Source organism: Streptomyces sp. NPDC001204, assembly GCF_053598035.1.
This window is the reverse complement of record NZ_JBSFJL010000012.1, coordinates 71,797-95,987: the sequence shown is the minus strand read 5'-3', so window position 1 is coordinate 95,987 and position 24,191 is coordinate 71,797. Positions and strand designations below refer to the sequence as shown.

The window sequence follows — 24,191 nt, the reverse complement described above, 5'->3', positions numbered from 1 at the left end:
GTTCTGCATGTCGGAAGGCGCCAGCCCCCAGGGGACGGAGCCGGAGGACACACCCAATGCGCGGGTGGCGGAATAGGCAGACGCGCTGGATTCAGGTTCCAGTGCCCGCAAGGGCGTGGGGGTTCAACTCCCCCCTCGCGCACCATGAGATACCGATGAAACGGGTCTCCGCCAGTGACGGAAGTCACGGTGGGGGCCCGTTTCTCGTTGTGCCGGCAAGTGTGGGCCATCGCACAACTCGGCCGACGGACAACGGACCCCGCAGCGTGAGGTATCTCACGCACGGGGACCTGTTGTGCGCCGTCCGCGGACGTTCGTCAGCAGGGCCGGGGCGAAGAGGGCGTCGGTGCCGTTGCACGGCTCGCCGGGGAAGTGCGGCTGGGTGGTGAGTGCCGGACGGCCGGGCGCCCCTGCGTTGACGTGGAGGTGCCGGGTGCGGCCGGGATGGCGGCCCGGCACGATCTTGCTCGGCGTGTACGCGCCGGCGGAGTCCGTGAACTGGTGGCCCCATAAGGCGTATCCGCCCATGTCGTGGGCGCCGGCGTCGTCGGCCTGCCAGTTAGTCGAGCGGGATGCCGGACAGCGGGACGCAGATGTGGCCGAAGACATGGCCACTGACGGTCGGCCGGGGTGCCGGGGTGCCGGGTGTCACCAGGGTCGTGCGCAGCAATGAGTTCGGCTCGAAACAGAGGGGCCTTCTCCGGTGCGGCCGCCGCCGACGGCAATCGCGCCGTTCGTGCCCGGGGAGATGTCGTTGCGCCTCCCTGTCCGGCGTTGTGGGCGGCCCGGCGGACAGAGGGCGTTGGAGCCGGGCCACGGTCGTCGCGGCGGTGGGCGGGGCCCGGCCCGTGCGGCGCTAGTCTGGTCGGGTGACGACCCCGGAAGCTGAACAGGGTGACGTCGCCGGGGCGGACCGGGCGACGTCCGAGGGCGCCTCTGCGCGGCCCGAGGAGCGGTTGGAGCGGGCCGTACGGGCCGCCGAACAGGCGCTCATCGACTACGAGATCGCGGTGGAGACCTTCCGGGTGGAGGTCGAGAACTTCGCCCGGCTGCACGAGCAGAAACTCGGACCGCTCTACGCCCGGCTGGAGGAGCTGAAGGCGCTGACGGCCGAGGCGAGGGCCGCGCGCACCGGTGACCCCGAGGACCTGCGCAAGGCGCGGGAGGCGCGCGCCGATCTGCAGCCGATCCCCGGGGTCGTGGAGCTGCTGAACGGCTGGATGGACTCCAACGGTCTGTACCCGGAGGCCGTCGCGATGCTCACCGACGAGCCCGTGCGGCCCCCGCAGCGGGTGCGCCCCAGCGAGGAGGCCCGCCGCCTGTACCGCGAGCTGGCCCGCAAGGCCCACCCCGACCTGGCGCAGGAGGACGACGAGCGCAAGCGGCGCGAGGACTTCCTCACCCGGGTCAACGCCGCCTACGCGCGCGGCGACGAGGACCAGCTGCGGGAGCTGGGCGCGGAGTGGGCGGCGGGCCCGAAGCCCAAGGAGCAGGGGCCGAGCCGCAGCGAGGAGCTCTACGCCCGCCTCGAATGGCTGGCCCGGCGCAAGGAACTGCTCACGGTGGTCGCCAAGGGGCTGGAGGACGGCGCGATCGCCGGGATGCTCCGGCTGGCCCCCGACGATCCCGACGGCCTCCTCGACGAGATCGCCGAGCAGCTGCGCAAGGAGGTCGCGGAGCGCGAGGCGGAACTGGCCGAGCTGCTGAGCCAGGAGTGACGCGCGTGACTCGCGTGACCCTCCCCGTGTGAGCTGCCTGCCCCCGCGTGACCTGCGTCACCCGTGACTGGCCGGGTGCCGGATCCGTGCCGGTCCGGGCCGGAACCCGCCGGTGCGCTTCGGGTAGCGTCGACTCATGCATTTCGGAGCTGGTGTGCCCACGGTCGAGGTCCAGGACCTCGAGGACGGCGACTTCCTGCTGGACGTCCGCGAGGACGACGAGTGGCGGGCGGGTCACGCCGAGGGGGCGCTGCACATTCCCCTCAGCGAGTTCGTGGCCCGGTACGGCGAACTGACCGGGGCGGCGCCCCAGGACGGGCGGGTCCATGTGATCTGCCGCTCCGGCGGGCGGTCGGCGCAGGTCGCGATGTACCTGGTCCAGCAGGGCGTCGACGCGGTGAACGTCGACGGCGGCATGCAGGTGTGGGCCGCCTCGGGGCGGCCCGTCGTGACCGACGAGGGGCGGCCCGGCCAGGTGGTGTGACACCGGGGCGGGGTCCTGTACTCCCCAGTACCGAATCTGTGCCTTACGGGGCGTCAGAAGTGCGGTGGGCTTGGGTGGATGGGCGCGGCCGGACGGCCGGCTGATCCCGTGTGCCCGGCCGATTCCATGTTGCGGCGGACCGCCGTAGGGTGGCCCCCTCCGCCGGACGACTGCCGGCTCAGTCCTGCGCGGCGCCCGGTACGCCCCGGGGGTGTGCCCGGAGGGCGGCCCTGAGTACCGTTCCGGTGCGGCGCCGGGAAGCGGTGCGCGCGGGCGGTACGGCGCCCCGCGGCCGAGTGGCGGCCGGAGGACGGACCGGGATCGGAAACGGGGCGGGATGAACGCGCACGACGACGACTCGACCGCCTCACGTGCCCCCAGCCGCCCGGGCGCCCGGCCGGACGAGGGCTCCCGGACCTCCGTCGGTTCTGCTGACGGGCCGCCGTCCGCTGCCGGCCCGGACGAGAACGCCGGCACCGCCGACAGGCCGGACGAGAACGCCCCGGCCCCCGCGCCCGTCTCGGTTCCTGCTCCCCGCTCAGCCCCCGGCGCCGTTCCTGGTCCTGGCACCGGTCCCGCTCGTGGTCGCGGCCCGACCGCAGTTCCGGTTCCCGACTCCAGCCCCGCTCCCGCCTCCATATCCGCCCCCGCCCCCGGCGCCGTTCCTGGTCCTGGCACCGCTCCAGACCCCGTACCTGCCTCCGCCCCCGCGCCCGGCGGGTCGGCGTCTCGCGGTGGTGTCGCCGCCTTGTCCCTGCCGTATCAGATGGGTGCGGTGCTGGTGCTCGCGGTGGTCGCCGTCGTGGTGTGTGTGCATCTCGGGATGGTGTTCCTGCACGTCACGCCGTCGAACACGGTGAACAGGGAGCACGCCGAGGCCGTCGACGGGTGGGTCTACCCGGAGTTCGAGCAGAACTGGAAGCTGTTCGCGCCGAACCCGCTCCAGCAGAACGTCGCCGTCCAGGTGCGCGCGGAGGTCCGCACGGCGGACGGCGGCACCCGTACCACCGGCTGGTACGACCTGTCCGCCGAGGACGGCCGGGCCATCGAGGGCAATCTGCTGCCCAGCCACACCCAGCAGAACGAACTGCGCCGCGCCTGGGACTTCTACGGCGCCGCCCACGACGCCGACAACCGGGCGGTGGGCCTGCGCGGCACCCTGGCCGAGCAGTACCTGCGCCGTATCGCGGTGCTGCGTCTGGAACGCGGGGACGCGGCCGGCGCGGGCGGCGTCCTCGAACGCGTCCAGATCCGCAGCCGCACCAGCAACGTGCCCCCGCCCCCGTGGAGCAACGAGAAGGCGACAGGCAAGCCGGCCTACCGTTCGCTGCAGTGGTGGACGGTGCCGGCCGGCGAGACCCGGGGAGGCGTACGGTGAACCGCCTCGCGCTCTCGGTCTCGCGCGGGATCGCAAGGGTCACCGAGGCGGCCCTCGGGCCCTACCAGACCGCCGTCATACGCATCGGCTTCTCGCTGACCTGGCTGCTGTTCCTGCTGCGCGAGTTCCCCCACCGCCACGAGCTCTACGGCCCCGACGGCCCGTGGAGCTGGAACCTGGCCCAGCAGCTGACCTCGGACAACGGCGCCTTCACCGCCCTGCTGTGGTTCCGCGGCGACCTCTGGTTCGAGACGTGCTACGCCCTGGCCGTGCTGGCGAGCCTGCTGCTCGCGCTGGGCTGGCGCACCCGCACCACGTCCGTGCTCTTCATGGTCGGCGTGCTCTCCCTGCAGAACCGCAGCGTCTTCGTGGGCGACGGCGGTGACAACGTGCTGCACCTGATGTCGCTGTACCTGGTGTTCACCCGCTGCGGCCAGGTCTGGTCGCTCGACGCGCGCCGGGCCGCGCGGGTACGGGCGGCACACGCGCGCGGGGAGCGGGTCCCCGACCGGGCCGGTCCCGCCCTGTGGAGCGTGCTGGGGCTGTTCCTGGTCGTGATCACCGCGGCGGGCCGGATGCAGGGCGAGGTGTTCGTGCCCGTCCTCCTGTGGACGGTCTGGCTGGGCCTGGCCCTGTGGTGGGCGGCCGGGCGCCGGACGCGCTCGACGCAGCCGCGGATGCTGCTGAACGTCGTCGCCGACATCGTCCACAACGGCGCCCTGCTCGTGATCATGGCCGAGGCCTGCCTGATCTACGCCACGGCCGGCTGGTACAAGGTCCAGGGGTCGCGCTGGCAGGACGGCACCGCCGTCTACTACCCGCTCCACCTGGACTACTTCTCGCCCTGGCCGGCCCTGGCCGGTCTGCTGTCCGCCAGCGGCACGATGGTGATGCTGGTGACCTACGGGACGGTGATGGCGCAGGTCGCGTTCCCGTTCACGCTGTTCAACCGGCGGGTGAAGAACGTCCTGCTGGCGGTCATGATGGCCGAGCACGCCGTGATCGCGGTCGTGCTGGGGCTGCCGTTCTTCTCGCTGGCGATGATCGCGGCGGACTCGGTGTTCCTGCCGACGCCCTTCCTGCGCCGCCTGGGCGGCCTCGCGGCACGCGCGCGTGCGCGACTGCGGCGGGGCGGTGACCGGTCCCAGGAGAAGGACCCGCGCTCCCCGGAGGAAGCCGGGCCCGCCCGCGTAGGCTTCCCGGCATGAGCGACCCCGTACGCGCCTGGCACCGGCTGGCCGGCGACTCCGTGCTGCTCGACGGCTTCCACGCCCTCAAGCACGCCCTGCGCTTCGGGGCCGAGGTGCCGGTGGCCGTCACCGCCGACCGGCACGCGGCGCTCGCCCTCGCCGACGAGCTGGCCCCCGATGTACGGGACACGCTGGACGCCCTGCTGAACGAGGTGCCGCGGGAGACGTACGCCTCCCTCGTGCCGCGCCCGCATCCCACCGCCGTGGCGGCGCTCGCCGTACGGCCCTCCCGCCAGGCCAATCTGCGGGCGCTGGCGCGCTCGCCCCGCAGCGCGCCGGTCGTCGTCCTGGACCAGCCGCGCAACCTGGGCAACGCGGGGGCGGTGATCCGCCTGGCCGCCGGTTTCGGGGCGACCGGAGTGGTCACCACGGGCACCCTGGACCCCTGGCACCCGACGGTGGTGCGCGGCGGGGCGGGACTGCACTTCGCGACCGCCGTGGAGCGGCTGGACGTCGACGAGCTGCCCCGCGGGCCGCTGTTCGCGCTCGACCCGGAAGGCGAGGACATCCGCGGGGTGAAGCTGCCCGACGACGCCGTGCTCGCCTTCGGCTCCGAGCGCAGCGGCCTGTCCGCCGAGCTGCGCGCGCGCACCGACCATCTGGTGGCGCTGCCGATGCGCCCCCAGGTCTCCAGTTACAACCTCGCCACCAGTGTGGCGATGACGCTGTACCACTGGAGCGCCACCGGGGGCGCACCCGCGTCCTGAAAGACCTACGCCTCCCGGCGGACCTCCACCACGCGGAAGCGGTTGGCGACGAACGCGCCGTCGGTGAGGGCCGCGTTGGCCGCCGGGTTGCCGCCGGAGCCGTGGAAGTCGGAGAAGGCGGCGGTCTGGTTGACGTACACCCCGCCGGTGAGGTTCAGCGACAGCTGGGCGGCCTCCTCCAGACACACCTCCTGCACCGCCTGCTCGACCTCCTCGTCCGTCGTGTACGCGCCGACCGTCATCGCACCCTTGTCGCGGATCGTGCGGCGCAGCAGCTCCACCGCGTCGGCGGCCGAGTCGACGGCGACGGCGAAGGAGACGGGGCCGAAGCACTCGTTCATGTAGGCGGTCTCGGCGTCCGGCTTGGCGCCGTCCAGCTTCACGATCACCGGCGAGCGGACGACCGCGCCGGGGAAGTCCGGGTTGGTGATCTCGCGGGAGGCGAGAGCGACCTCGCCGAGGCCCGCGGCGGCCTCCAGACGGGCCTTGACGTCCGGGTTGACGATCGCGCCGAGCAGCGCGTTGGCGCGGGCGTCGTCGCCGAGGAGGCCGTCCACGGCCTTGGCGAGGTCGGCCGCCACCTCGTCGAAGGACTTGGGGCCCTCGTCGGTGCGGATGCCGTCGCGGGGGATCAGCAGGTTCTGCGGGGTGGTGCACATCTGGCCGCTGTAGAGGGACAGCGAGAAGGCCAGGTTGGCGAGCATCCCCTTGTAGTTCCCGGTGGACTCCACGAGCACCGTGTTGACGCCGGCCTTCTCCGTGTAGACCTGCGCCTGGCGGGCGTTGGCCTCCAGCCAGTCGCCGAACGACGTCGAGCCCGTGTAGTCGATGATCCTGATCTCGGGGCGGGTGGCCAGCGTCTTGGCGATGCCCTCGCCGGGACGTTCGGCGGCGAGCGCGATCAGGTTCGGGTCGAAGCCTGCCTCGGCGAGCACCTCGCGGGCGGTCTTCACCGTGAGCGCGAGCGGCAGCACCGCGCGCGGGTGCGGCTTGACCAGGACGGCGTTGCCGGTGGCGAGGGAGGCGAACAGACCAGGGAAGCCGTTCCAGGTCGGGAAGGTGTTGCAGCCGACGACCAGCGCGATCCCGCGCGGGACGGCGGTGAACCGCTTGGTGAGGGCGAGCGGGTCGCGCTTGCCCTGCGGCTTGGTCCACTCGGCGGTGTCGGGGGTGCGCACCTGCTCCACGTACGCGTACGCCACCGCCTCCAGGCCGCGGTCCTGGGCGTGCGGGCCGCCCGCCTGGAACGCCATCATGAAGGCCTGGCCGGAGGTGTGCATGACCGCGTGCGCGAACTCGTGCGTCCGGTCGCTGATCCGCTTGAGGATCTCCAGGCACACCACGGCGCGCGCCTCCGCGCCCGCGTCCCGCCACGCCCGCTGGCCGGCCTTCATGGCGGGCAGCAGCACGTCGATGTCCGCGTGCGGGTAGCTCACGCCCAGTTCGATGCCGTACGGCGAGACCTCGCCGCCCACCCAGTCGTCCGTGCCGGGCTGGCCGAGGTCGAGGCGGGTGCCCAGGACGGCGTCGAAGGCGGCCTTGCCGGCGGCCGCGTCGAGGCTGCCGTTCTCCCCGTAGGCCTTCGGGTGCTCGGGGTGGGGCGACCAGTACGCGCGGGTGCGGATTGCCTCCAGCGCCTGGTCCAGGGTGGGCCGATGCCTGGCGATCAGCTCGTGTGCGGTCAGTTCGGCGGCCATGCGGGACCAACTCCTCGTCTCAAGAGCTCCTCGTCGAGCCCGTGATCTGGCATCTCCATGGTCACGGCCATGGGCAGGAACAGGCGGTCAGAGTTAGAGTAACCGAACGATCGGTCGGTACAAGGGGTCCGCCGCATCCGTGGACAGCGCCGTGCGGGAGGATCGCGCACATGACAGCACTCGACCTCAGCAGTCCGGTGGCCGTCGTCGGCACCGGCACCATGGGCCAGGGCATAGCCCAGGTCGCGCTGGTCGCGGGCCACACCGTACGCCTGTACGACGCCGTGCCAGGGCGGGCCCGCGAGGCGGCCGCCGCGATCGGCGCCCGGCTCGACCGGCTCGTCGAGAAGGACCGGCTGACCGGCGCCGAGCGGGACGCGGCCCGCGCCCGGCTCCTGGCCGCCGACGGCCTGACCGAACTCGCCGACTGCACGCTGGTCGTCGAGGCCGTCCTGGAGCGGCTCGACGTCAAGCAGGAACTGCTGAAGGAACTGGAGGACGTCGTCGGCGACGACTGCCTGCTCGCCACCAACACTTCCTCCCTGTCCGTGACGGCCGTCGGCGGCGCGCTGCGCGTCCCGGGCCGCCTCGTGGGCCTGCACTTCTTCAACCCGGCCCCGCTGATGCCGCTGGTCGAGGTGGTCTCCGGGTTCGCCACCGACGTCACGTCGGCCACGCGCGCGTACGAGACGGCCCGCGCCTGGGGCAAGACCCCCGTGGCCTGCGCGGACACCCCCGGCTTCATCGTCAACCGCATCGCCCGGCCCTTCTACGCCGAGGCCTTCGCGGTGTACGAGTCCCAGGGCGCCGACCCCGCCACCATCGACGCGGTCCTGCGCGAGTCGGGCGGCTTCCGGATGGGCGCCTTCGAACTGACCGACCTCATCGGGCAGGACGTCAACGAGTCGGTCACCCACTCGGTGTGGCGGTCGTTCTTCCATGACGTGCGCTTCACCCCCTCGCTGGCCCAGCGCCGTCTGGTCGAGTCCGGCCGGCACGGCAGGAAGAGCGGCCGGGGCTGGTACGACTACCGCGAGGGCGCCGAGCGCCCCGAGCCGCACACCGCGGAACAGGAGGCGCCGCCCGCGTACGTGGTCGCCGAGGGCGGTCTCGGGCCCGCCTCGGACCTGCTCGCCCTGATCAGGGAGGCGGGCATCCAGGTGCGCCAGGAGGACGAGGACCACGGCACCCGCCTGGTGCTGCCGAGCGGTGGCCGGCTGGTCCTCGCCGACGGGCAGACCTCGGTGGAGTTCCGGGACGCCGTCTACTTCGATCTCGCCCTCGACTACCGCGGGGCCACGCGGATCGCCCTGTCCGCCTCCCAGGACACCCCGCCGCGGACCGTCGCCGAGGCCACCGGCCTGTTCCAGGCGCTCGGCAAGCAGGTCAGCGTCATCGGGGACGTCCCGGGCATGATCGTCGCCCGCACGGTCGCCCGGATCATCGATCTGGCGCACGACGCCGTCGCCAAGGGGGTGGCCACCGAGGAGGACATCGACACCGCGATGCGCCTGGGCGTCAACTACCCGCTCGGGCCCTTCGAGTGGAGCCGCAGGCTCGGCGGCACCTGGGCCTGGTCCCTGCTGGACAACCTGCACGAGTGCGATCCGTCCGGCCGCTACGCGCCGTCGCTCGCGCTCTACCGCCACGCCTACGCCACCGACAAGCGGGAGGGCACCTCATGACCACCGCAAGGCGCGACACGTACACCCCGGAGACGCTGCTGTCCGTGGCCGTTCAGGTCTTCATCGAACGCGGCTACGACGGCACCTCCATGGAGCACCTGTCCCGGGCGGCCGGCATCTCCAAGTCGTCGATCTACCACCACGTCGCCGGCAAGGAGGAACTGCTGCGCCGGGCGGTCAGCAGGGCTCTGGACGAGCTGTTCGGGATCCTCGACGAGGAGCACGCGCGCACGGGGCGCGCCGTCGAACGCCTGGAGCACGTGGTGCGGCGCATGGTCGAGGTGCTCATCGCCGAACTGCCCTATGTGACGCTGCTGCTGCGCGTGCGCGGCAACACCGAGACCGAGCGCTGGGCGCTGGAGCGGCGCCGCGACTTCGACCACCGGGTGGCCGATCTGCTGAGGGCGTCGGCCGAGGAGGGGGACGTGCGCGCCGACGTGGAGGTGCGGCTGGCGACCCGGCTCGTCTTCGGGATGATCAACTCGATCGTGGAGTGGTACCGGCCCGACGGGCGCGGCATGGGGGAGCGGGAGGTGGCCGACGCGGTGACGCGGCTGGTCTTCTCGGGGCTGCGCAACGACTGACCCCGCACCGCCTCACCCCTGCGGCTCCAGGTCCTCCTCCTCGAACACCAGCAGCGTGCGCGTGCTGAGCACCTCGGGGATGGCCTGGAGCCGGGTGAGGACCAGCTCACGCAGCGCCCGGTTGTCCGGGGTGTGCACCAGCAGCAGGACGTCGAAGTCGCCGCCGACCAGCGCGATGTGGTGGGCGCCGGGCAGCTGTCTGAGCTGCTCGCGCACCGTGCGCCAGGTGTTCTGCACGATCTTCAGCGTGATGTACGCGGATGTGCCGTGCCCCGCGCGTTCGTGGTCGACGCGGGCGCCGAAGCCGCGGATGACGCCGTCCTCGATGAGCCGGTTGATCCGGGCGTAGGCGTTGGCACGCGAGACGTGCACCTGTTCGGCGACCGACCGTATCGACGCGCGCCCGTCCGTCTGGAGCATGCGCAGGATGTCCTGGTCGATGGCGTCCAGCGGACGCGGTGGCGGTACGGCGCCGTCCGGCTCCTCGGCCATTTGTTCAGGTGCCATGTCCCCCCGCCTTTCCCTCGTGGACGTAGTGCGTCCATCTCAGGTTGTGGAGAACCGTTTGTCCACAGCCTGGGCCCGCCTGTAGCCAAAATGTGCCGACGACCGAACAATCGGTAGGTGGGGCGCGTCACAGCCGACGCGCCCCTCGTAGCCGCTCCCACGAGGAGGTGCCGTCATGACGGTCATGGAGCAGCGGGGCGCGTACCGGCCATCGCCGCCGCCCGCCTGGCAGCCCCGTACCGACCCCGCGCCGCTGCTGCCCGACGCGGAGCCCTACCGCGTCCTGGGGACGGAGGCGGCCGCGAAGGCCGATCCGGAGCTGCTGCGCCGTCTGTACGCGCAGCTGGTCCTGGGCCGCCGTTACAACACGCAGGCCACCGCCCTGACCAAGCAGGGCCGCCTGGCGGTCTACCCCTCCAGCACCGGCCAGGAGGCCTGCGAGGTCGCCGCGGCGCTCGCCCTGGAGCAGCGCGACTGGCTCTTCCCCAGCTACCGCGACACGCTCGCCGTCGTGGCCCGCGGCGTCGACCCCGTCGAGGCCCTGACGCTGCTGCGCGGCGACTGGCACACCGGCTACGACCCCTACGAGCACCGTGTCGCACCGCTGTCGACGCCACTGGCCACCCAGCTGCCGCACGCCGTCGGCCTCGCCCACGCCGCCCGCCTCAAGGGCGACGACGTGGTCGCGCTGGCGATGATCGGCGACGGCGGCACCAGCGAGGGCGACTTCCACGAGGCGCTGAACTTCGCCGCCGTCTGGCAGGCCCCCGTCGTCTTCCTCGTGCAGAACAACGGCTTCGCGATCTCCGTTCCGCTCGCCAAGCAGACCGCGGCACCGTCCCTGGCCCACAAGGCCGTCGGGTACGGCATGCCGGGCCGCCTGGTCGACGGCAACGACGCCGCCGCCGTGCACGAGGTGCTCGCCGACGCCGTGCGACAGGCGCGCGCGGGAGGCGGGCCCACCCTGATCGAGGCGGTGACCTACCGCATCGACGCCCACACCAACGCCGACGACGCCACCCGCTACCGCGGCGACGCCGAGGTCGAGGCCTGGCGCGAGCACGACCCGATCCAGTTGCTGGAGCGGGAGCTGACCGGTCGCGGCCTGCTCGACGAGGACGGCGTCCGCGCCGCCCGCGAGGACGCCGAGGCGATGGCCGCGCGGCTGCGCGAGCGCATGAACCAGGACGCTCCGCTCGACCCCATGGACCTGTTCGCCCACGTGTACGCGGAGCCGACCCCGCAACTGCGCGAACAGCGCGCCCAGCTGGTCGCCGAGCTCCAGGCCGAGTCCGAGGAGGGTACGGCCCGATGACCACCGTCGCACTCAAGCCGGCCACCATGGCCCAGGCCCTCACGCGCGCGCTGCGCGACGCGATGGCCGCCGACCCCACCGTGCACGTCATGGGCGAGGACGTCGGCACCCTCGGCGGGGTCTTCCGCATCACCGACGGCCTCGCCAAGGAGTTCGGCGAGGACCGCTGCACGGACACCCCGCTGGCCGAGGCCGGCATCCTCGGCGCCGCCGTCGGCATGGCCATGTACGGGCTGCGCCCGGTGGTCGAGATGCAGTTCGACGCCTTCGCCTACCCGGCGTTCGAGCAACTGGCCAGCCATGTCGCGAAGATGCGCAACCGCACCCGCGGCAAAATGCCCCTGCCGATCACCATCCGCATCCCCTACGGCGGCGGCATCGGTGGTGTGGAGCACCACAGCGACTCCTCCGAGGCGTACTACATGGCGACTCCGGGGCTCCATGTCGTCACGCCCGCGACCGTCGCCGACGCCTACGGGCTGCTGCGGGCCGCCATCGAATCCGACGACCCGGTCGTCTTCCTGGAGCCCAAGCGGCTGTACTGGTCGAAGGACACCTGGAACCCGGACGACCCGCAGACCGTCGAGCCGGTGGGCCGCGCGGTGGTGCGGCGCACCGGCAGGAGCGCCACGCTGATCACGTACGGCCCGTCCGTGCCCGTCTGCCTCGAAGCCGCCGAGGCTGCGCGGGCCGAGGGCTGGGAGCTGGAGGTCGTCGACCTGCGCTCGCTGGTGCCGTTCGACGACGAGACGGTGTGCGCGTCGGTGCGGCGCACCGGACGCGCGGTCGTCGTGCACGAGTCGAGCGGGTTCGGCGGCCCTGGCGGGGAGATCGCCGCCCGTGTCACGGAGCGCTGCTTCCACCACCTGGAGGCACCGGTGCTGCGCGTGGCCGGGTTCGACCTCCCCTACCCGCCGCCGATGCTGGAGCGGCACCACCTGCCCGGCGTCGACCGGATCCTGGACGCCGTGGCGCGTCTGCAGTGGGAGGCGGGGAGCTGATGGCACAGGTGCTGGAGTTCAGGCTCCCCGACCTCGGGGAGGGGCTCACCGAGGCGGAGGTCGTCCGCTGGCTGGTCGAGGTGGGTGACGTGGTCGCCATCGACCAGCCGGTCGTCGAGGTCGAGACGGCCAAGGCGATGGTCGAGGTGCCCTGCCCCTACGCGGGCGTGGTCACCGCCCGCTTCGGCGAGGAGGGCGCGGAACTGCCCGTGGGAGCGCCGCTGCTGACGGTGGCGGTCGGGGAGCAGGACGCCGGTGCCGCGGGTGACGCGGCCGACGGCACCGAGGGCTCCGGCAACGTCCTGGTCGGCTACGGCACGGGGGCGCCCCCGGCGCGCCGCCGTAGGGTGCGCCCGGCACCGATGGCGCCGGGCTCGCGCGGCACGAGCGGTGCCGTGGAAGCGGCGGCGCCCGTCGCGGCCGCGGCACCGGCCGCCAACGGGTCCGCGCGTACGGCGGGCGTTCCGTCGGCGGTCCACGCGACCGCGGTGGCCGAGCGGTCCGCCGACGGTCCCGTCCCCGTCATCTCGCCGCTCGTGCGCCGCCTCGCGCGGGAGAACGGCGTGGACCTGCGTCAGCTGTCGGGCTCCGGGCCCGAGGGGCTGATCCTGCGCGCCGACGTCGAGGACGTGCTCAGGGCCAACGCGGCACGGGGCCGTGGTGCCGGCGCACCGGCGGCTCCCGCGACCGCGCCAGCGGCCGGGACGGCGCAGTCCTCCGGCTCCCGCGTTCCGCTCAAGGGGGTGCGCGGAGCCGTCGCGGACAAGCTGTCCCGCAGCCGCCGGGAGATACCGGACGCGACCTGCTGGGTGGACGCCGACGCCACGGAGCTGATGCGCGCCCGGGCCGCCATGAACGCTGCCGGGGGACAGAAGATCTCCCTGCTCGCGCTGCTGGCCCGGATCTGCACGGCAGCGCTCGCCCGCCATCCCGAGCTCAACTCGCGGGTCGACATGGAGGCCAGGGAGATCGTCCGGCTGGACGCCGTGCACCTCGGCTTCGCCGCGCAGACCGAACGCGGGCTCGTCGTCCCGGTCGTACGGGACGCGCACACGCGCGACGCGGAGTCCCTGACCGCCGAGTTCGCCCGGCTGACCGAGGCGGCCCGCGCCGGCACCCTCACTCCGGCCGAACTCACCGGCGGCACCTTCACGTTGAACAACTACGGAGTGTTCGGCGTCGACGGATCCACCCCGATCATCAACCACCCCGAGGCCGCCATGCTCGGCGTCGGCCGCATCGTCCCCAAGCCGTGGGTGCACGAGGGCGAGCTGGCGGTGCGGCAGGTCGTCCAGCTCTCGCTCACCTTCGACCACCGGGTGTGCGACGGCGGCACGGCGGGCGGTTTCCTGCGGTATGTGGCGGACTGCGTGGAACAGCCGGCGGTGCTGCTGCGCACGCTGTGACGGCAGTGTCCCGCCCGCGTTCCCCTTGATCGCGGGCGGGACGCATACTCGGGGGGTGACCTCCTACGAGCCCCTCGCCCACGACGCCGTCGTGCTCGCCGGAGGAGCCGCCCGGCGGCTCGGCGGCGCGGACAAGCCCGGCCTGCGCGTCGGCGGCCGCGCGCTGCTCGACCGCGTGCTCGCCGCCTGCGCCGACGCGGACACGACGGTGGTGGTCGCCGATCCCCGCCCCACCGCGCGGCCCGTGCGCTGGGCACGCGAGGAACCGGCCGGCGCCGGACCGCTCGCCGCGCTCGACGCCGGGCTGCGTCACACCACGGCGGACCATGTCGTCGTACTCTCCGCCGACCTGCCGTTCCTCGAACGCGACACGGTACGGCGGCTGTTGACCGCGCTGAGGGCCGGCCGGGCCGACGGCGTGCTGCTCACCGACGCCGGCGGCCGCGACCAGCCGCTCGTGGCCGCCTACCGCGCGCAGGCGCTGCGCCGCGCGCTGGCCGCGCTCGCCCGCGCCGCTTCCGAGGGCGGCTCCGCCCGGGACGGCGCCCTCACCGGGCTGCCGCTGCGCCGGCTCACCGCCGCGCTCGATCTCATCCGCGTCCCCGACGACGTCGCGTCCTTCGACTGCGACACCTGGGACGACATCGTCATCGCCAGAGCACGTATCAGGGAGCATGGGCACGTGTTGGATGAATGGATTTCCGCAGTCAAGGACGAGTTGGGCATCGATCTGGACGTCGACACCCGCGCGCTGCTCGACCTCGCCCGCGACGCCGCCCACGGCGTGGCCCGGCCCGCGGCACCCCTGACCACCTTCCTCGTCGGCTATGCGGCCGCGCAGGCCGAGGGCGGCCCCGAAGCCGTCGCCGAGGCCGCCCGCAAGGCCGCGGCCCTCGCCCAGCGCTGGGCGGACGAGACCACCGGCGGCACCGGCACGCCCGACGTGGCGCCCGACGCCACGCCCGACACCCGCCCGGACGTCTGATGTCCGGCCGTGGCACGCGGGTCGGCGAGAACGCCAAGAACGCCAAGAACGCCGAGAACGCCGAGGACGCCAAGAACGCCGAGGACGCCGAGGACTTCGACGTGGAGGAGGCGCTCGCCCTGGTGAACGAAGGCAGCAGCCGGCGTGCCCCCGAGCCCGGCCGGGGCCGGGCGGGACACGGCGGCACCCCCGTATCCGGCTCCGCCTCCTTCGAGGACCACGGGAGCGCCGGTGCTGGTCACGGGACCTCGCACCCCGCGCACTCCCAGGAGGCCCGCCACCAGGCCATCGCCTGGCCGCAGGCCCGCGAGACCGCCGCCCGCGCGGCCCGTGCCGGTGCCCGCCGGGCCCCCGTCCAGGTACCCCTCGAGGCCGCCCTGGGACTGGTCCTGGCTGCTCCCCTGACCGCCCTGTGCGACCTGCCCTCCTTCGACACCTCCGCCATGGACGGCTGGGCGGTCGCCGGCCCCGGCCCCTGGGACGTACGCGACGAGGGCGTCCTGGCCGGGCACGACGAGCCCGAGCCGCTGACCGACGGCGAGGCGGTACGCGTCGCGACCGGCGCCCGCGTCCCGCAGGACACCACGGCCGTGCTGCGCAGCGAACACGGCCGCACCGACGCCAAGGGCCGGCTGTACGCCACCGAGGAGTCCGGGCACGGCAGGGACATCCGCCCGCGCGGGCAGGAGTGCCGCAGTGGCGACCAGTTGCTGCCCGTCGGCACCCTGGTGACCCCGGTGGTGCTCGGTCTGGCCGCGGCCGCCGGGTACGACACCCTCGCCACGGTCCCCCGCCCCCGCGTCGACGTCCTCGTGCTCGGTGACGAACTGCTCTCCGAGGGCCTGCCGCACGACGGACGGATCCGGGACGCGCTCGGCCCGATGCTGCCGTCCTGGCTGCGTGCCCTGGGCGCCGAGGTCACCCGTGTGCGCCGGATCGGCGACGACGCCAAGGCCCTGCACAAGGCGGTCACCGGGTCGCAGGCCGACGTGATCGTCACCACCGGGGGAACCGCCGCCGGACCGGTCGACCACGTCCACCCCACCCTGCGCCGCATCGGCGCCGAACTGCTGGTGGACGGCGTCCAGGTGCGCCCCGGCCACCCCATGCTCCTGGCCCGTACCAAGGAGAACCAGCACCTCGTCGGCCTGCCCGGCAATCCGCTCGCGGCCGTTTCGGGTCTGCTGACGCTCGCCGAGCCGCTGCTGCGCACGCTGGCCGCGCGCCCGGCCCCGGAGCCGTACACGCTGCCGCTGACGGACGCGGTCCACGGGCATCCGGACGACACCCGGCTCGTCCCCGTGGTGCTGCGCGGCGACAGCGCCGTTCCGCTGCACTACAACGGCCCCGCCATGCTGCGCGGCGTCGCGGCGGCCGATGCCCTCGCCGTCGTACCACCGGGTGGTGCCCGACCGGGTCGGGAGGCCGAACTCCTCGACCTGCCCTGGGCCGCCGCCGGAATCGGGGTGTGTTTCACGTGAAACTTCCGGGCCATGACGCGATCGCCCGCCAGGCGGACGAGCATCTCGTGACCCATCGGGTGAAGCTCCCTCGAAAAGTCGTGGAGCGCCCGATACGTCAGGTCGGCAAACGGCTGTTCCTGGCGGTGCTGGTGCTGCTCGTGACGGTCGTGATCGTCTACGCCGACCGTGAGGGATACCAGGACAGTGCCAAAGAAGCCCCGATGGACCTCATCGCCGCGGCGTACTACGCGACGGTGACCCTCTCCACCACTGGATACGGCGACGTCACCCCCGTCAGCGACAGCGCGCGTCTCACCAACATCTTCGTCATCACCCCGCTGCGTGTGATCTTCCTGATCATCCTGGTCGGCACCACACTCGAAGTCCTCACCGAGCGAACCCGTGAGGAATGGCGCCTGAATCGCTGGAGGTCCACTTTGCGCGATCACACCGTCGTGGTCGGATTCGGCACGAAGGGGAGGTCCGCGCTCCAGACCGTCTGTGCGGCCGGGCTGAAGAAGCAGCAGGTCGTCGTGGTCGACCCCAGTGCCAAGGTGGTCGACGCGGCCACGGCGGAGGGCTACGCGGGCGTGGTCGGAGACGCCACCCGCAGCGAGGTGCTCATGCGGGCCGAGGTGCAGCGGGCACGGCAGATCATCATCGCCACCCAACGGGACGACACCGCCGTGCTGGTCACGCTGACGGCCCGGCAGATCAACCGGGCGGCGAAGATCGTCGCGGCGGTGCGGGAGGAGGAGAACGCGCCGCTGCTCAAGCAGTCCGGGGCCGATGCCGTCGTCACCAGCGCGAGCGCGGCGGGGCGGCTGCTCGGGCTGTCCGTGCTCAGTCCGGCAGCGAGCATGGTCCTGGAGGACCTCATCCAGCAGGGCAGCGGCCTGGACATCATCGAACGGCCCGTCATAAAGGCCGAGGTGGGCCAGGACCCACGGGACATGGACGACCTGGTGGTGAGCGTGCTGCGCGGACACCGGGTGCTGGGTTACGACGACCCGTCCGTACGGGAACTGGAGCTGACCGACCGTCTGATCACCATCGTCCGGGCCACACCGGGAACGAAGGTCACCCCTGACACACGGCCGCTTCCCCAGGACTGACGACGGCACCGCGAAGCAGTAGCGTCGGGCCCATGCATGCGATCACGATTCCCGAACCCGGTGGGCCCGAGGCGTTGGTGTGGGACGAGGTACCGGATCCCGTGCCCGGCGAGGGGGAGGTGCTGGTCGAGGTGGCGGCGAGTGCCGTCAACCGGGCCGACATCCTGCAACGGCAGGGCTTCTACAACCCGCCGCCCGGTGCTTCCCCGTACCCCGGTCTGGAGTGCTCCGGGCGGATCGCGGCGCTCGGTCCCGGGGTGTCCGGCTGGTCCGTCGGCGACGAGGTGTGCGCGCTGCTCGCGGGCGGTGGTTACGCCGAGAAGGTCGCCGTTCCGGCCGGTCAGCTGCTGCCCGTGCCCGACGGCGTCGGCCTGAGGCAGGCCGCGGCGCTGCCGGAGGTGACCTGCACCGTCTGGTCCAACGTCTTCATGGTCGCCCAGCTGCGCCCCGGCGAGACGCTGCTCGTGCACGGCGGCTCCAGCGGCATCGGCACGATGGCGATCCAGCTCGCCCGGGCCGTGGGCGCGAGGGTCGCCGTGACCGCGGGCACCAAGGAGAAGCTCGAGCGCTGCGCCGAACTGGGCGCCGAGATCCTGATCAACTACCGCGAGCAGGACTTCGTCGAGGAGATCCGGCGGGCCACGAACGGGAACGGCGCCGACGTGATCCTCGACAACATGGGCGCCAAGTACCTGGACCGCAACGTCCAGGCCCTCGCCGTCAACGGCCGGCTCGCGATCATCGGTATGCAGGGCGGGGCCAAGGGCGAGCTGAACATCGGCACCCTGCTCGGCAAGCGGGCCGCGATCAGCGCGACCTCGCTGCGCGCCCGCCCGCTCGGCGAGAAGGCGGCCATCGTCGCCGCCGTACGCGAACACGTCTGGCCGCTGTTCGCCGACGGGCACGTCCGGCCGGTGGTCGACCAGGAACTCCCGATGAGCGACGCCGCGGCCGCCCACCGGATCCTGGAGGAGAGCGGCCACATCGGCAAGGTGCTTCTGGTGACGTCCTGATCCCCGCACCTCCGCCGCCGCAGCGGTTGCGCCGGATCTAGCTCCGGCGCAACCGCAGGGCGATGAACGCCAGGCCGAGGCCGAGGCCGATCAGGACGAGCCCGCTGCCCAGGGACAGGGTCCGCAGCACGGCTTCGTTCCCGGTCTGCGCGACGGGCAGGGCGCCGGGACTGTCCTGCGGCCCGGACGGCACGGGAGCGGCCTCCTGACCCGAGGGCGAGGCGCTCGTCGCCTCCGGCGTCGCGCTCGCGCTCTCGGAGTCCTCGTTGCCGTCGTCGTGGTCCCGCTCCCTCTCCCACCAGTGCGGCCGCCCCGGCCGATGCTGACCGCCACCGGTGTGGTTCCCGGCCCGCGACGGGTCGGAGGACGACAGGGACGGGGACGGCGAGGCGGAGGGGGAGGAGGGAGGCGAGGCCGGGTGGGAGGCTGGGGACGTCGGCGTCGAGGGCGGGGGCCCGTGGACCGGCGAGGAGCGGGAGCCGGCGGCCGTTCCGGGGGCGGCGGTGCCCGGGGCCGGGGTACCGGACGCAGAGGCGCCGGAGGCGTCCGTGGCGGCCCCGGACGCGAAGTCGTGCGGCGCGGCGGAGGCCGAGGGCGCCCGCGTGGCGCCGTACGCCGAGGGCGCCCGCGTCGCGCCGTACGCCGAGGCGGAGCCACTGGCCGGGACGGCCGCTGCCAGCGCGATCAGCAGTCCCGTCGCGCGCAGCTGAGCGCGCAGCCATGGAGTCACGTCGGGGACCCCCTCACGGTGCCCGGCAGCGGATCAGATCATTTCTGCAACAACAGTCACATCACCGGACCAATCCGGCATTCCAGGATCGGCCAACGGGTCGAACCCACTGCACAATCCGGTTATGGCGATACGTCATGGACTGCTGGCGCTCCTGGCGGACGGCCCCCGCCACGGCTCCCGGCTGCGCGTCGAGTTCGAGGCGCGCACGGGGGCGGCCCGGCCGCCGCACATCGGCCGGGTCTGTGCCGCGCTCGGCCGCCTGGAGCACGAGGGCCTGGTCACCCGGGAGGGTGTGGACAGAGCCGGCCGGGTGGTCTACGCACTGGCCGAGGCGGGCCGCGCCGAGCTGCGGGCCTGGTACGCGCGGCCGGTGGAGCGGACGGATCCGCCGTGCGACGAGCTGGCGATCAAGCTGGTGCTGGCGGTGGCGGCGCCCGGCGTCGATGTGCGCGAGGTCGTCGAGGTACAGCGCCGGCATGTGTCCAGGGCGCTGCACGACTACGTGCGGCAGCGCGCCGAGGTCCTGGCCGGCCCGCTCAGGGGGCCGGACGAGGTGGCCCGGCTGCTGGTCGTGGAGCGGCTGATCTGCTGTGCCGAGGCGGAGTCCCGCTGGCTGGACCACTGCGAGGCCCGTCTGCTCCGGCTGGACCTCCCCCGGGCCGACGACGCGGGGAAATGACGCGGTGGACCGCTTTCCGTGGGGGCGCCACGGAAGTGGCATGTACGGGTGCGCGACAATGGCGGCATGGAGATGCCGAGGAACGAACGGTCGCCGGAGAATCCGCAGATCCTGGTCGTGGGCCAGGACGGAATGGCGCTCGGCGGCGGCGGGGACGACGACTCCCGTGAGACCCCGGTTACGGAGCAGGTGGAGCAGCCCGCGAAGGTCATGCGGATCGGCAGCATGATCAAGCAGCTTCTCGAAGAGGTGCGCGCGGCTCCCCTGGACGAGGCCAGCCGGGTCCGGCTGAAGGAGATCCACACGAGCTCGGTCAAGGAGCTGGAGGACGGCCTGGCGCCGGAACTCGTCGAGGAGCTGGAGCGGCTCTCCCTGCCGTTCACCGACGAGGGAACCCCCAGTGACGCCGAACTGCGCATCGCACAGGCGCAGTTGGTGGGCTGGCTGGAGGGTCTCTTCCACGGGATCCAGACGACTCTGTTCGCCCAGCAGATGGCCGCCCGCGCCCAGCTGGAGCAGATGCGCCGTGCCCTGCCCCCGGGTATCGGGCACGACGGCGGCGACGACCCCCGCACGGGCGGCCGCTCGGGCGGGCCGTACCTGTAGGCGCCCGTAGGCGCAGGTGTCCTGCCCGCGGGCGCCGGGTCCGCGGGCCGTACGCCGCGCCCCCGCCCGCACCTGTCCTCGCAACGCGGACATGAAAAGGCTCCGGCAGCCGTACTGCCGGGGCCTTCTTCTTACGGGACTTACGGGACCGCGCTTCTCACGGGACCGCCCGCCGTGCTCGACGGGAGCCGGACGGGGCGGTGACGGTCAGGACGACTCAGGGTTGCCGGTCGAGACGTAGAGCTGGATCACCGGCATGTTGTTCGGGTCGACGTCCGTGTCGGCCGCGGGGAACTGGTTCATGACCGTGTCCTGGCCGTACGTGTTCTCGTTGGTGTCGATCTTCTTCAGCTTCCAGCCGGCGGCCTGGAGGCACTCCTTGACCGAACCGAGGTTCTTGTACCGGAAGTCCGGCAGCCTGACCTTGTCCGGGTCGTCGTACGCCTCCCGCGGCTCCTTGCAGTCGTCGGAGTCGATCGTCTTCGAGGTGTCCGGCCCGCGGTGGCCCTCGACCACGGAGGTGGACGCGCTCGCGCCGCCTCCGCCCTTGGCCTCGTCTCCGCTGCCACCGGTGTCCATGGCCAGCGCGACGATCAGGCCGACCACCGCGATGGCGGCGACGGCGATCGACCCGACGACCACGGGCCTGGTGCTCCTGCCGCCGCCCGGCGGGGGCGTGTGCTGGGGCGACACGACGTACGGCGGCGGGGTCGGCGCCTGCTGCTGCGCGTACGGCGACGCGACGGGCGTCTGGTAGCCGGGCTGCTGCGGGTAGCCGTAGCTCGCGGGCGTGGGAACGCCGGTGCTGTAGGGATTGGGCGTCGGGGCCGGCTGGTACGGCGCGTGCACATTGCCCTGGGGTACCGGGGACGTCTGGTCGACGGGCGGGAAGACGGCCGAGCCGACGCCCGCGCCGCTCGGCGTGTGGGCGCCGGGGACGATGCTGGGCGCGGCCGCCTGGAAGGAGGCCGCCACGCGCAGGCACTCGTCGCGCATGGACTCGGAGCTGGGGAAACGCTCGTTGGGGTTCTTCTTCAGCGCGCGGGCGACCAGCGCGTCCACCGCCGGAGGGAGCGAGCGGTTGATCGAGGAGGGCGCCACCGGCTCCTCCTGCACATGCGCGTACGCGATGGCCAGGGGGGAGTCCGCGTCGAACGGCAGCCGCCCGGTGACCAGTTGGAACAGCATGATGCCGACCGAGTACAGGTCGGACCGCGCGTCCACGCCCCGGCCGAGCGCCTGCTCCGGCGAGAGGTACTGCGGGGTGCCGACGACCATGCCGGTCTGGGTCATCGACGTCACGCCGGACTGCATGGCGCGGGCGATGCCGAAGTCCATGACCTTGACCACGCCGCGCTTGGTCATCATCACGTTGCCCGGCTTGATGTCGCGGTGGACCAGGCCCATCTCGTGGCTGATCTCCAGCGCGGCGAGCACGTCCGCGGTGATCTTCAGGGCCCTGTCGGCGGGCATCGCGCCGAGCTGCCGGATGTCCTCCTCCAGCACCGAGCCGAGGGGGCGGCCCTCGATGTACTCCATGACGATGTACGGCGTCGTCATGCCGTCCACATCGTCCTCGCCGGTGTCGAAGACCGAGACGATGTTGGTGTGCGTGAGCTTCGCCACTGCCTGGGCCTCGCGGCGGAACCGCTCGCGGAAGGCCTGTTCGCGCCCGAGTTCGGTGTGGAGTGTCTTGATCGCGACCTGGCGGTCGAGCACGGAGTCGTAGGCGAGGTGCACCGAGGCCATGCCGCCTTCGCCGAGCAGGTCGCGCAGCTGGTAGCGGCCGCCGGCCAGGGCCCGTCCCGCGTACTGGCCGTGTGCCCCGTCCTGGCTCATGTCTCCGCGTCCCCCACTAGGCCGTCAGGCGCCCTCGTTGATCGAATGAGTCATTCCCGGCCAGTCTGCCCGAGGGCAGTGACACGTCAAGCTCGGTGCCCGTTCCGTGACCGTACGCGAAAGAAGCGTCGCGGAAGCGTTACAGCAGGCGTACGGCCGGTACACGGAATTTGCACCACGGCACCCGCACGGGGTTTCATGGCCGGTCCGTCTCGGGCCGGTCCCGGCGGTGCTCGCCGCGACGATCCTGGACCGGCGGCCCCCGCGGAGCCTGTAGCGTGGCCGACGGAGACCGTGACAACACCGCGCGCACCGCGGGCAGAAACGACGGCGAGGACTGATGGCACAGCAGCATCGCGCCCAGGGCCCGTCCGACCCCGAGGCGACTGGCGGCGGTATGTCGGACGCGCCGGAGATGTGGGGCAACAACGGCCTGGTCGGCGACGGCCGGTACCGGTTGACGCACAGACTCGGCAGGGGCGGCATGGCCGAGGTGTTCGCCGCCGAGGACGTGCGCCTCGGGCGGACCGTGGCGGTCAAGCTGCTCCGCGCAGACCTGGCCGAGGACCCCGTCTCCAAGGCCCGGTTCACACGTGAGGCCCAGTCGGTGGCCGGGCTCAACCACCACGCGATCGTCGCCGTGTACGACTCCGGCGAGGACCAGGCGGGCGGCCAGGCCGTGCCGTACATCGTGATGGAGCTGGTCGAGGGCCGCACCATCCGCGATCTGCTGCTCAACGCCGAGGCGCCCGGCCCGGAGCAGGCGCTGATCATCGTCTCCGGTGTGCTGGAGGCGCTGGCCTACTCGCACCAGCACGGCATCGTGCACCGCGACATCAAGCCGGCCAACGTCATCATCACCGACAACGGCGCCGTGAAGGTGATGGACTTCGGCATCGCCCGCGCCCTGCACGGGGCGTCCACGACGATGACGCAGACCGGCATGGTCATGGGCACTCCGCAGTACCTCTCCCCGGAGCAGGCCCTCGGCAAGGCAGTCGACTACCGCTCCGACCTGTACGCCACGGGCTGCCTGCTGTACGAACTCCTCGCGCTGCGGCCCCCGTTCACCGGCGAGACCCCGCTGTCGGTGGTCTACCAGCACGTCCAGGACATGCCGGTGCCGCCGTCCCAGGTCGCCGGCGGCACCTGCCCGCCGGAGCTCGACGGCCTGGTCATGCGCTCGCTGGCCAAGGAGCCCGACGACCGTTTCCAGACCGCCGAGGAGATGCGCGGGCTGGTCCAGTACGGGCTGCAGATGCTGTACGACCAGGGCGGCAACACCGGCACCTGGAACACCGGCCCGGTCGAGGCGCACGACGGCCGGCACACCCCGGCGGCGGGCTACGCGGGCACGACCGTGATGCCGCATCAGGCCGACCTCGGCTCCGGCACCACGCAGATCCCCCAGCCGATCCTGCCCGCCGGGTACGGCAACCCGGACGACGGCGGCTTCGAGGGGCACGGCAACAAGGGCAGCGGCCGCGGCAAGCTGTGGATCCTGGCCGTCCTCGCGGTGATCGCCATCGCCGCGGGCGTGGCACTGGCACTGCAGAACACCGGCGGTGACACCGGCACCGGCGTCGACACCAGCAATTCGCCGTCGAACACGCAGTCCACCGACGACGCGCAGCCCAGCACCACCCCGAGCGACACGTCGGACGAGCAGCCGTCGGACACGTCGACGGACCGGGGCCACGGCTCGGGCGGAGGCGGCTGGAAGTACACGCCGTCGTACCGGCCTTCGTGGACCCCGTCGGAGCCGTCCGGCGAGCAGCCCTCCAACGAGCAGTCCGACCCGCAGACCTCCAGCGAACCGACCGACCCCGGACCTCCGTCGACCTCCCAGGACCCGGGCGTCCCGCCGAGCGACGGCTCCGGGGACAGCGGTGGTGGCGACGCCGCCGGCACCGCAGCGGGCGCGGCGGGGAACCCCGTCGGAGGCAACTGAGTCCTGCCGCGAACCGAGCATCCTTCACGCGCGCGTGAGGCCGAACGGGCCCTCACGCGCGCGTGGTGTTCCGTC

21 protein-coding genes, 1 tRNA gene and 1 pseudogene are annotated in these 24,191 nt (G+C 72.8%); 18 read left to right on the top strand and 5 right to left on the bottom strand.

The genetic code is table 11. The annotated features are described in order from the left end of the window. The first annotated feature begins 58 nt into the window (after positions 1–58). A tRNA-Leu gene (locus tag ACWC91_RS18665) sits at positions 59–145 on the top strand. Between the two features lie 158 nt (positions 146–303). Here the strand turns inward: ACWC91_RS18665 and ACWC91_RS18660 are convergent. Continuing rightward, positions 304–685: pseudogene (locus ACWC91_RS18660) on the bottom strand (carbohydrate-binding protein); the annotation flags it as partial. Between the two features lie 184 nt (positions 686–869). Here ACWC91_RS18660 and ACWC91_RS18655 point away from each other — a divergent pair. The 5 genes from ACWC91_RS18655 (at position 870) to ACWC91_RS18635 (ending at position 5,537) form a co-directional block, all read left to right on the top strand. Further along, complete coding sequence (locus tag ACWC91_RS18655) at positions 870–1,718, top strand: hypothetical protein (RefSeq protein WP_450640978.1); 849 nt, start codon at positions 870–872, stop codon at positions 1,716–1,718. A 154-nt stretch (positions 1,719–1,872) separates the two neighbouring features. Continuing rightward, positions 1,873–2,202 (top strand): rhodanese-like domain-containing protein, encoded by a 330-nt coding sequence (locus ACWC91_RS18650; protein WP_281157238.1) that lies wholly within the window; start codon positions 1,873–1,875, stop codon positions 2,200–2,202. Between the two features lie 337 nt (positions 2,203–2,539). Then, complete coding sequence (locus tag ACWC91_RS18645) at positions 2,540–3,580, top strand: DUF5819 family protein (protein WP_225076473.1); 1,041 nt, start codon at positions 2,540–2,542, stop codon at positions 3,578–3,580. Then, positions 3,577–4,788, top strand: coding sequence for an HTTM domain-containing protein (locus tag ACWC91_RS18640; protein WP_450640977.1), 1,212 nt, complete (start codon positions 3,577–3,579; stop codon positions 4,786–4,788). The genes ACWC91_RS18645 and ACWC91_RS18640 overlap by 4 nt, the downstream gene beginning before the upstream one ends. Continuing rightward, positions 4,785–5,537 (top strand): TrmH family RNA methyltransferase, encoded by a 753-nt coding sequence (locus ACWC91_RS18635; RefSeq protein ID WP_376502732.1) that lies wholly within the window; start codon positions 4,785–4,787, stop codon positions 5,535–5,537. The genes ACWC91_RS18640 and ACWC91_RS18635 overlap by 4 nt, the downstream gene beginning before the upstream one ends. 5 nt (positions 5,538–5,542) lie before the next feature. Here ACWC91_RS18635 and paaN read toward each other — a convergent pair whose 3' ends face one another. Then, positions 5,543–7,234, bottom strand: a complete 1,692-nt coding sequence (paaN, locus tag ACWC91_RS18630) for a phenylacetic acid degradation protein PaaN (protein ID WP_450640975.1) — start codon at positions 7,232–7,234, stop codon at positions 5,543–5,545. A gap of 170 nt (positions 7,235–7,404) precedes the next feature. Here paaN and ACWC91_RS18625 point away from each other — a divergent pair, with 170 nt between their 5' ends. Beyond that, entirely contained in the window at positions 7,405–8,919 is a 1,515-nt protein-coding gene (locus tag ACWC91_RS18625; RefSeq protein WP_281157233.1) for a 3-hydroxyacyl-CoA dehydrogenase, read from the top strand. Continuing rightward, positions 8,916–9,503 carry a TetR/AcrR family transcriptional regulator gene (locus tag ACWC91_RS18620; protein ID WP_225076478.1) on the top strand — a complete coding sequence of 196 codons (588 nt, stop codon included), beginning with the start codon at positions 8,916–8,918 and terminating at the stop codon, positions 9,501–9,503. The genes ACWC91_RS18625 and ACWC91_RS18620 overlap by 4 nt, the downstream gene beginning before the upstream one ends. Positions 9,504–9,515: 12 nt before the next feature. On the opposite strand, the gene ACWC91_RS18615 is transcribed toward ACWC91_RS18620, so the two are convergent. Next, the gene (locus ACWC91_RS18615; protein ID WP_141366442.1) at positions 9,516–9,995 is read right to left on the bottom strand and encodes an Lrp/AsnC family transcriptional regulator; all 480 of its coding nucleotides are present in this window, start codon (positions 9,993–9,995) and stop codon (positions 9,516–9,518) included. A 190-nt stretch (positions 9,996–10,185) separates the two neighbouring features. Between ACWC91_RS18615 and pdhA the strand changes: the two genes are divergently transcribed. The 7 genes from pdhA to ACWC91_RS18580 are packed head-to-tail and all read left to right on the top strand — an operon-like array spanning position 10,186 to position 18,308. Then, positions 10,186–11,325, top strand: a complete 1,140-nt coding sequence (pdhA, locus tag ACWC91_RS18610) for a pyruvate dehydrogenase (acetyl-transferring) E1 component subunit alpha (protein ID WP_450640973.1) — start codon at positions 10,186–10,188, stop codon at positions 11,323–11,325. Next, a complete protein-coding gene (locus tag ACWC91_RS18605; protein WP_225076480.1) occupies positions 11,322–12,326 on the top strand; it encodes an alpha-ketoacid dehydrogenase subunit beta in 1,005 nt (334 codons plus the stop codon). The genes pdhA and ACWC91_RS18605 overlap by 4 nt, the downstream gene beginning before the upstream one ends. Continuing rightward, a complete protein-coding gene (locus tag ACWC91_RS18600) occupies positions 12,326–13,732 on the top strand; it encodes a dihydrolipoamide acetyltransferase family protein (protein WP_225076481.1) in 1,407 nt (468 codons plus the stop codon). Before ACWC91_RS18605 ends, ACWC91_RS18600 begins: the two co-directional genes overlap by 1 nt. Before the next feature lie 55 nt (positions 13,733–13,787). Beyond that, positions 13,788–14,717, top strand: a complete 930-nt coding sequence (locus tag ACWC91_RS18595) for an NTP transferase domain-containing protein (RefSeq protein ID WP_225076482.1) — start codon at positions 13,788–13,790, stop codon at positions 14,715–14,717. After that, complete coding sequence (locus ACWC91_RS18590) at positions 14,717–16,198, top strand: molybdopterin molybdotransferase MoeA (RefSeq protein ID WP_225076483.1); 1,482 nt, start codon at positions 14,717–14,719, stop codon at positions 16,196–16,198. Before ACWC91_RS18595 ends, ACWC91_RS18590 begins: the two co-directional genes overlap by 1 nt. Further along, positions 16,195–17,295: a potassium channel family protein gene (locus tag ACWC91_RS18585; RefSeq protein WP_141359814.1), complete on the top strand. Its 1,101-nt coding sequence runs from the start codon at positions 16,195–16,197 to the stop codon at positions 17,293–17,295. Before ACWC91_RS18590 ends, ACWC91_RS18585 begins: the two co-directional genes overlap by 4 nt. Positions 17,296–17,327: 32 nt before the next feature. After that, positions 17,328–18,308: an NAD(P)H-quinone oxidoreductase gene (locus tag ACWC91_RS18580; protein WP_225076484.1), complete on the top strand. Its 981-nt coding sequence runs from the start codon at positions 17,328–17,330 to the stop codon at positions 18,306–18,308. Between the two features lie 37 nt (positions 18,309–18,345). Here the strand turns inward: ACWC91_RS18580 and ACWC91_RS18575 are convergent, their stop codons facing one another. Continuing rightward, positions 18,346–19,038 (bottom strand): hypothetical protein, encoded by a 693-nt coding sequence (locus ACWC91_RS18575; RefSeq protein ID WP_450643874.1) that lies wholly within the window; start codon positions 19,036–19,038, stop codon positions 18,346–18,348. A 124-nt stretch (positions 19,039–19,162) separates the two neighbouring features. Here ACWC91_RS18575 and ACWC91_RS18570 point away from each other — a divergent pair, with 124 nt between their 5' ends. After that, a complete protein-coding gene (locus tag ACWC91_RS18570) occupies positions 19,163–19,720 on the top strand; it encodes a PadR family transcriptional regulator (RefSeq protein WP_225076486.1) in 558 nt (185 codons plus the stop codon). A 66-nt stretch (positions 19,721–19,786) separates the two neighbouring features. Further along, positions 19,787–20,326 carry a bacterial proteasome activator family protein gene (locus ACWC91_RS18565; RefSeq protein WP_141359811.1) on the top strand — a complete coding sequence of 180 codons (540 nt, stop codon included), beginning with the start codon at positions 19,787–19,789 and terminating at the stop codon, positions 20,324–20,326. Between the two features lie 207 nt (positions 20,327–20,533). On the opposite strand, the gene ACWC91_RS18560 is transcribed toward ACWC91_RS18565, so the two are convergent. Continuing rightward, the gene (locus tag ACWC91_RS18560) at positions 20,534–22,165 is read right to left on the bottom strand and encodes a protein kinase domain-containing protein (RefSeq protein WP_450643875.1); all 1,632 of its coding nucleotides are present in this window, start codon (positions 22,163–22,165) and stop codon (positions 20,534–20,536) included. Between the two features lie 340 nt (positions 22,166–22,505). Here ACWC91_RS18560 and ACWC91_RS18555 point away from each other — a divergent pair, with 340 nt between their 5' ends. Next, a complete protein-coding gene (locus tag ACWC91_RS18555) occupies positions 22,506–24,116 on the top strand; it encodes a protein kinase domain-containing protein (RefSeq protein WP_450643876.1) in 1,611 nt (536 codons plus the stop codon). Positions 24,117–24,191: the final 75 nt, after the last annotated feature.

Excerpts from the sequence above, each read along its gene's own strand:
- ACWC91_RS18565 (WP_141359811.1), top strand. The coding sequence starts at position 19,787 with ATGGAGATGCCGAGGAACGAACGGTCGCCGGAGAATCCGCAGATCCTG.
- ACWC91_RS18600 (WP_225076481.1), top strand. The coding sequence starts at position 12,326 with ATGGCACAGGTGCTGGAGTTCAGGCTCCCCGACCTCGGGGAGGGGCTC.
- paaN (WP_450640975.1), bottom strand. The coding sequence starts at position 7,234 with ATGGCCGCCGAACTGACCGCACACGAGCTGATCGCCAGGCATCGGCCC.
- ACWC91_RS18605 (WP_225076480.1), top strand. The coding sequence starts at position 11,322 with ATGACCACCGTCGCACTCAAGCCGGCCACCATGGCCCAGGCCCTCACG.
- ACWC91_RS18555 (WP_450643876.1), top strand. The coding sequence starts at position 22,506 with ATGGCACAGCAGCATCGCGCCCAGGGCCCGTCCGACCCCGAGGCGACT.
- ACWC91_RS18645 (WP_225076473.1), top strand. The coding sequence starts at position 2,540 with ATGAACGCGCACGACGACGACTCGACCGCCTCACGTGCCCCCAGCCGC.
- ACWC91_RS18625 (WP_281157233.1), top strand. The coding sequence starts at position 7,405 with ATGACAGCACTCGACCTCAGCAGTCCGGTGGCCGTCGTCGGCACCGGC.
- ACWC91_RS18635 (WP_376502732.1), top strand. The coding sequence starts at position 4,785 with ATGAGCGACCCCGTACGCGCCTGGCACCGGCTGGCCGGCGACTCCGTG.
- ACWC91_RS18620 (WP_225076478.1), top strand. The coding sequence starts at position 8,916 with ATGACCACCGCAAGGCGCGACACGTACACCCCGGAGACGCTGCTGTCC.
- pdhA (WP_450640973.1), top strand. The coding sequence starts at position 10,186 with ATGACGGTCATGGAGCAGCGGGGCGCGTACCGGCCATCGCCGCCGCCC.
- ACWC91_RS18560 (WP_450643875.1), bottom strand. The coding sequence starts at position 22,165 with ATGAGCCAGGACGGGGCACACGGCCAGTACGCGGGACGGGCCCTGGCC.
- ACWC91_RS18590 (WP_225076483.1), top strand. The coding sequence starts at position 14,717 with ATGTCCGGCCGTGGCACGCGGGTCGGCGAGAACGCCAAGAACGCCAAG.
- ACWC91_RS18580 (WP_225076484.1), top strand. The coding sequence starts at position 17,328 with ATGCATGCGATCACGATTCCCGAACCCGGTGGGCCCGAGGCGTTGGTG.
- ACWC91_RS18615 (WP_141366442.1), bottom strand. The coding sequence starts at position 9,995 with ATGGCCGAGGAGCCGGACGGCGCCGTACCGCCACCGCGTCCGCTGGAC.
- ACWC91_RS18570 (WP_225076486.1), top strand. The coding sequence starts at position 19,163 with ATGGCGATACGTCATGGACTGCTGGCGCTCCTGGCGGACGGCCCCCGC.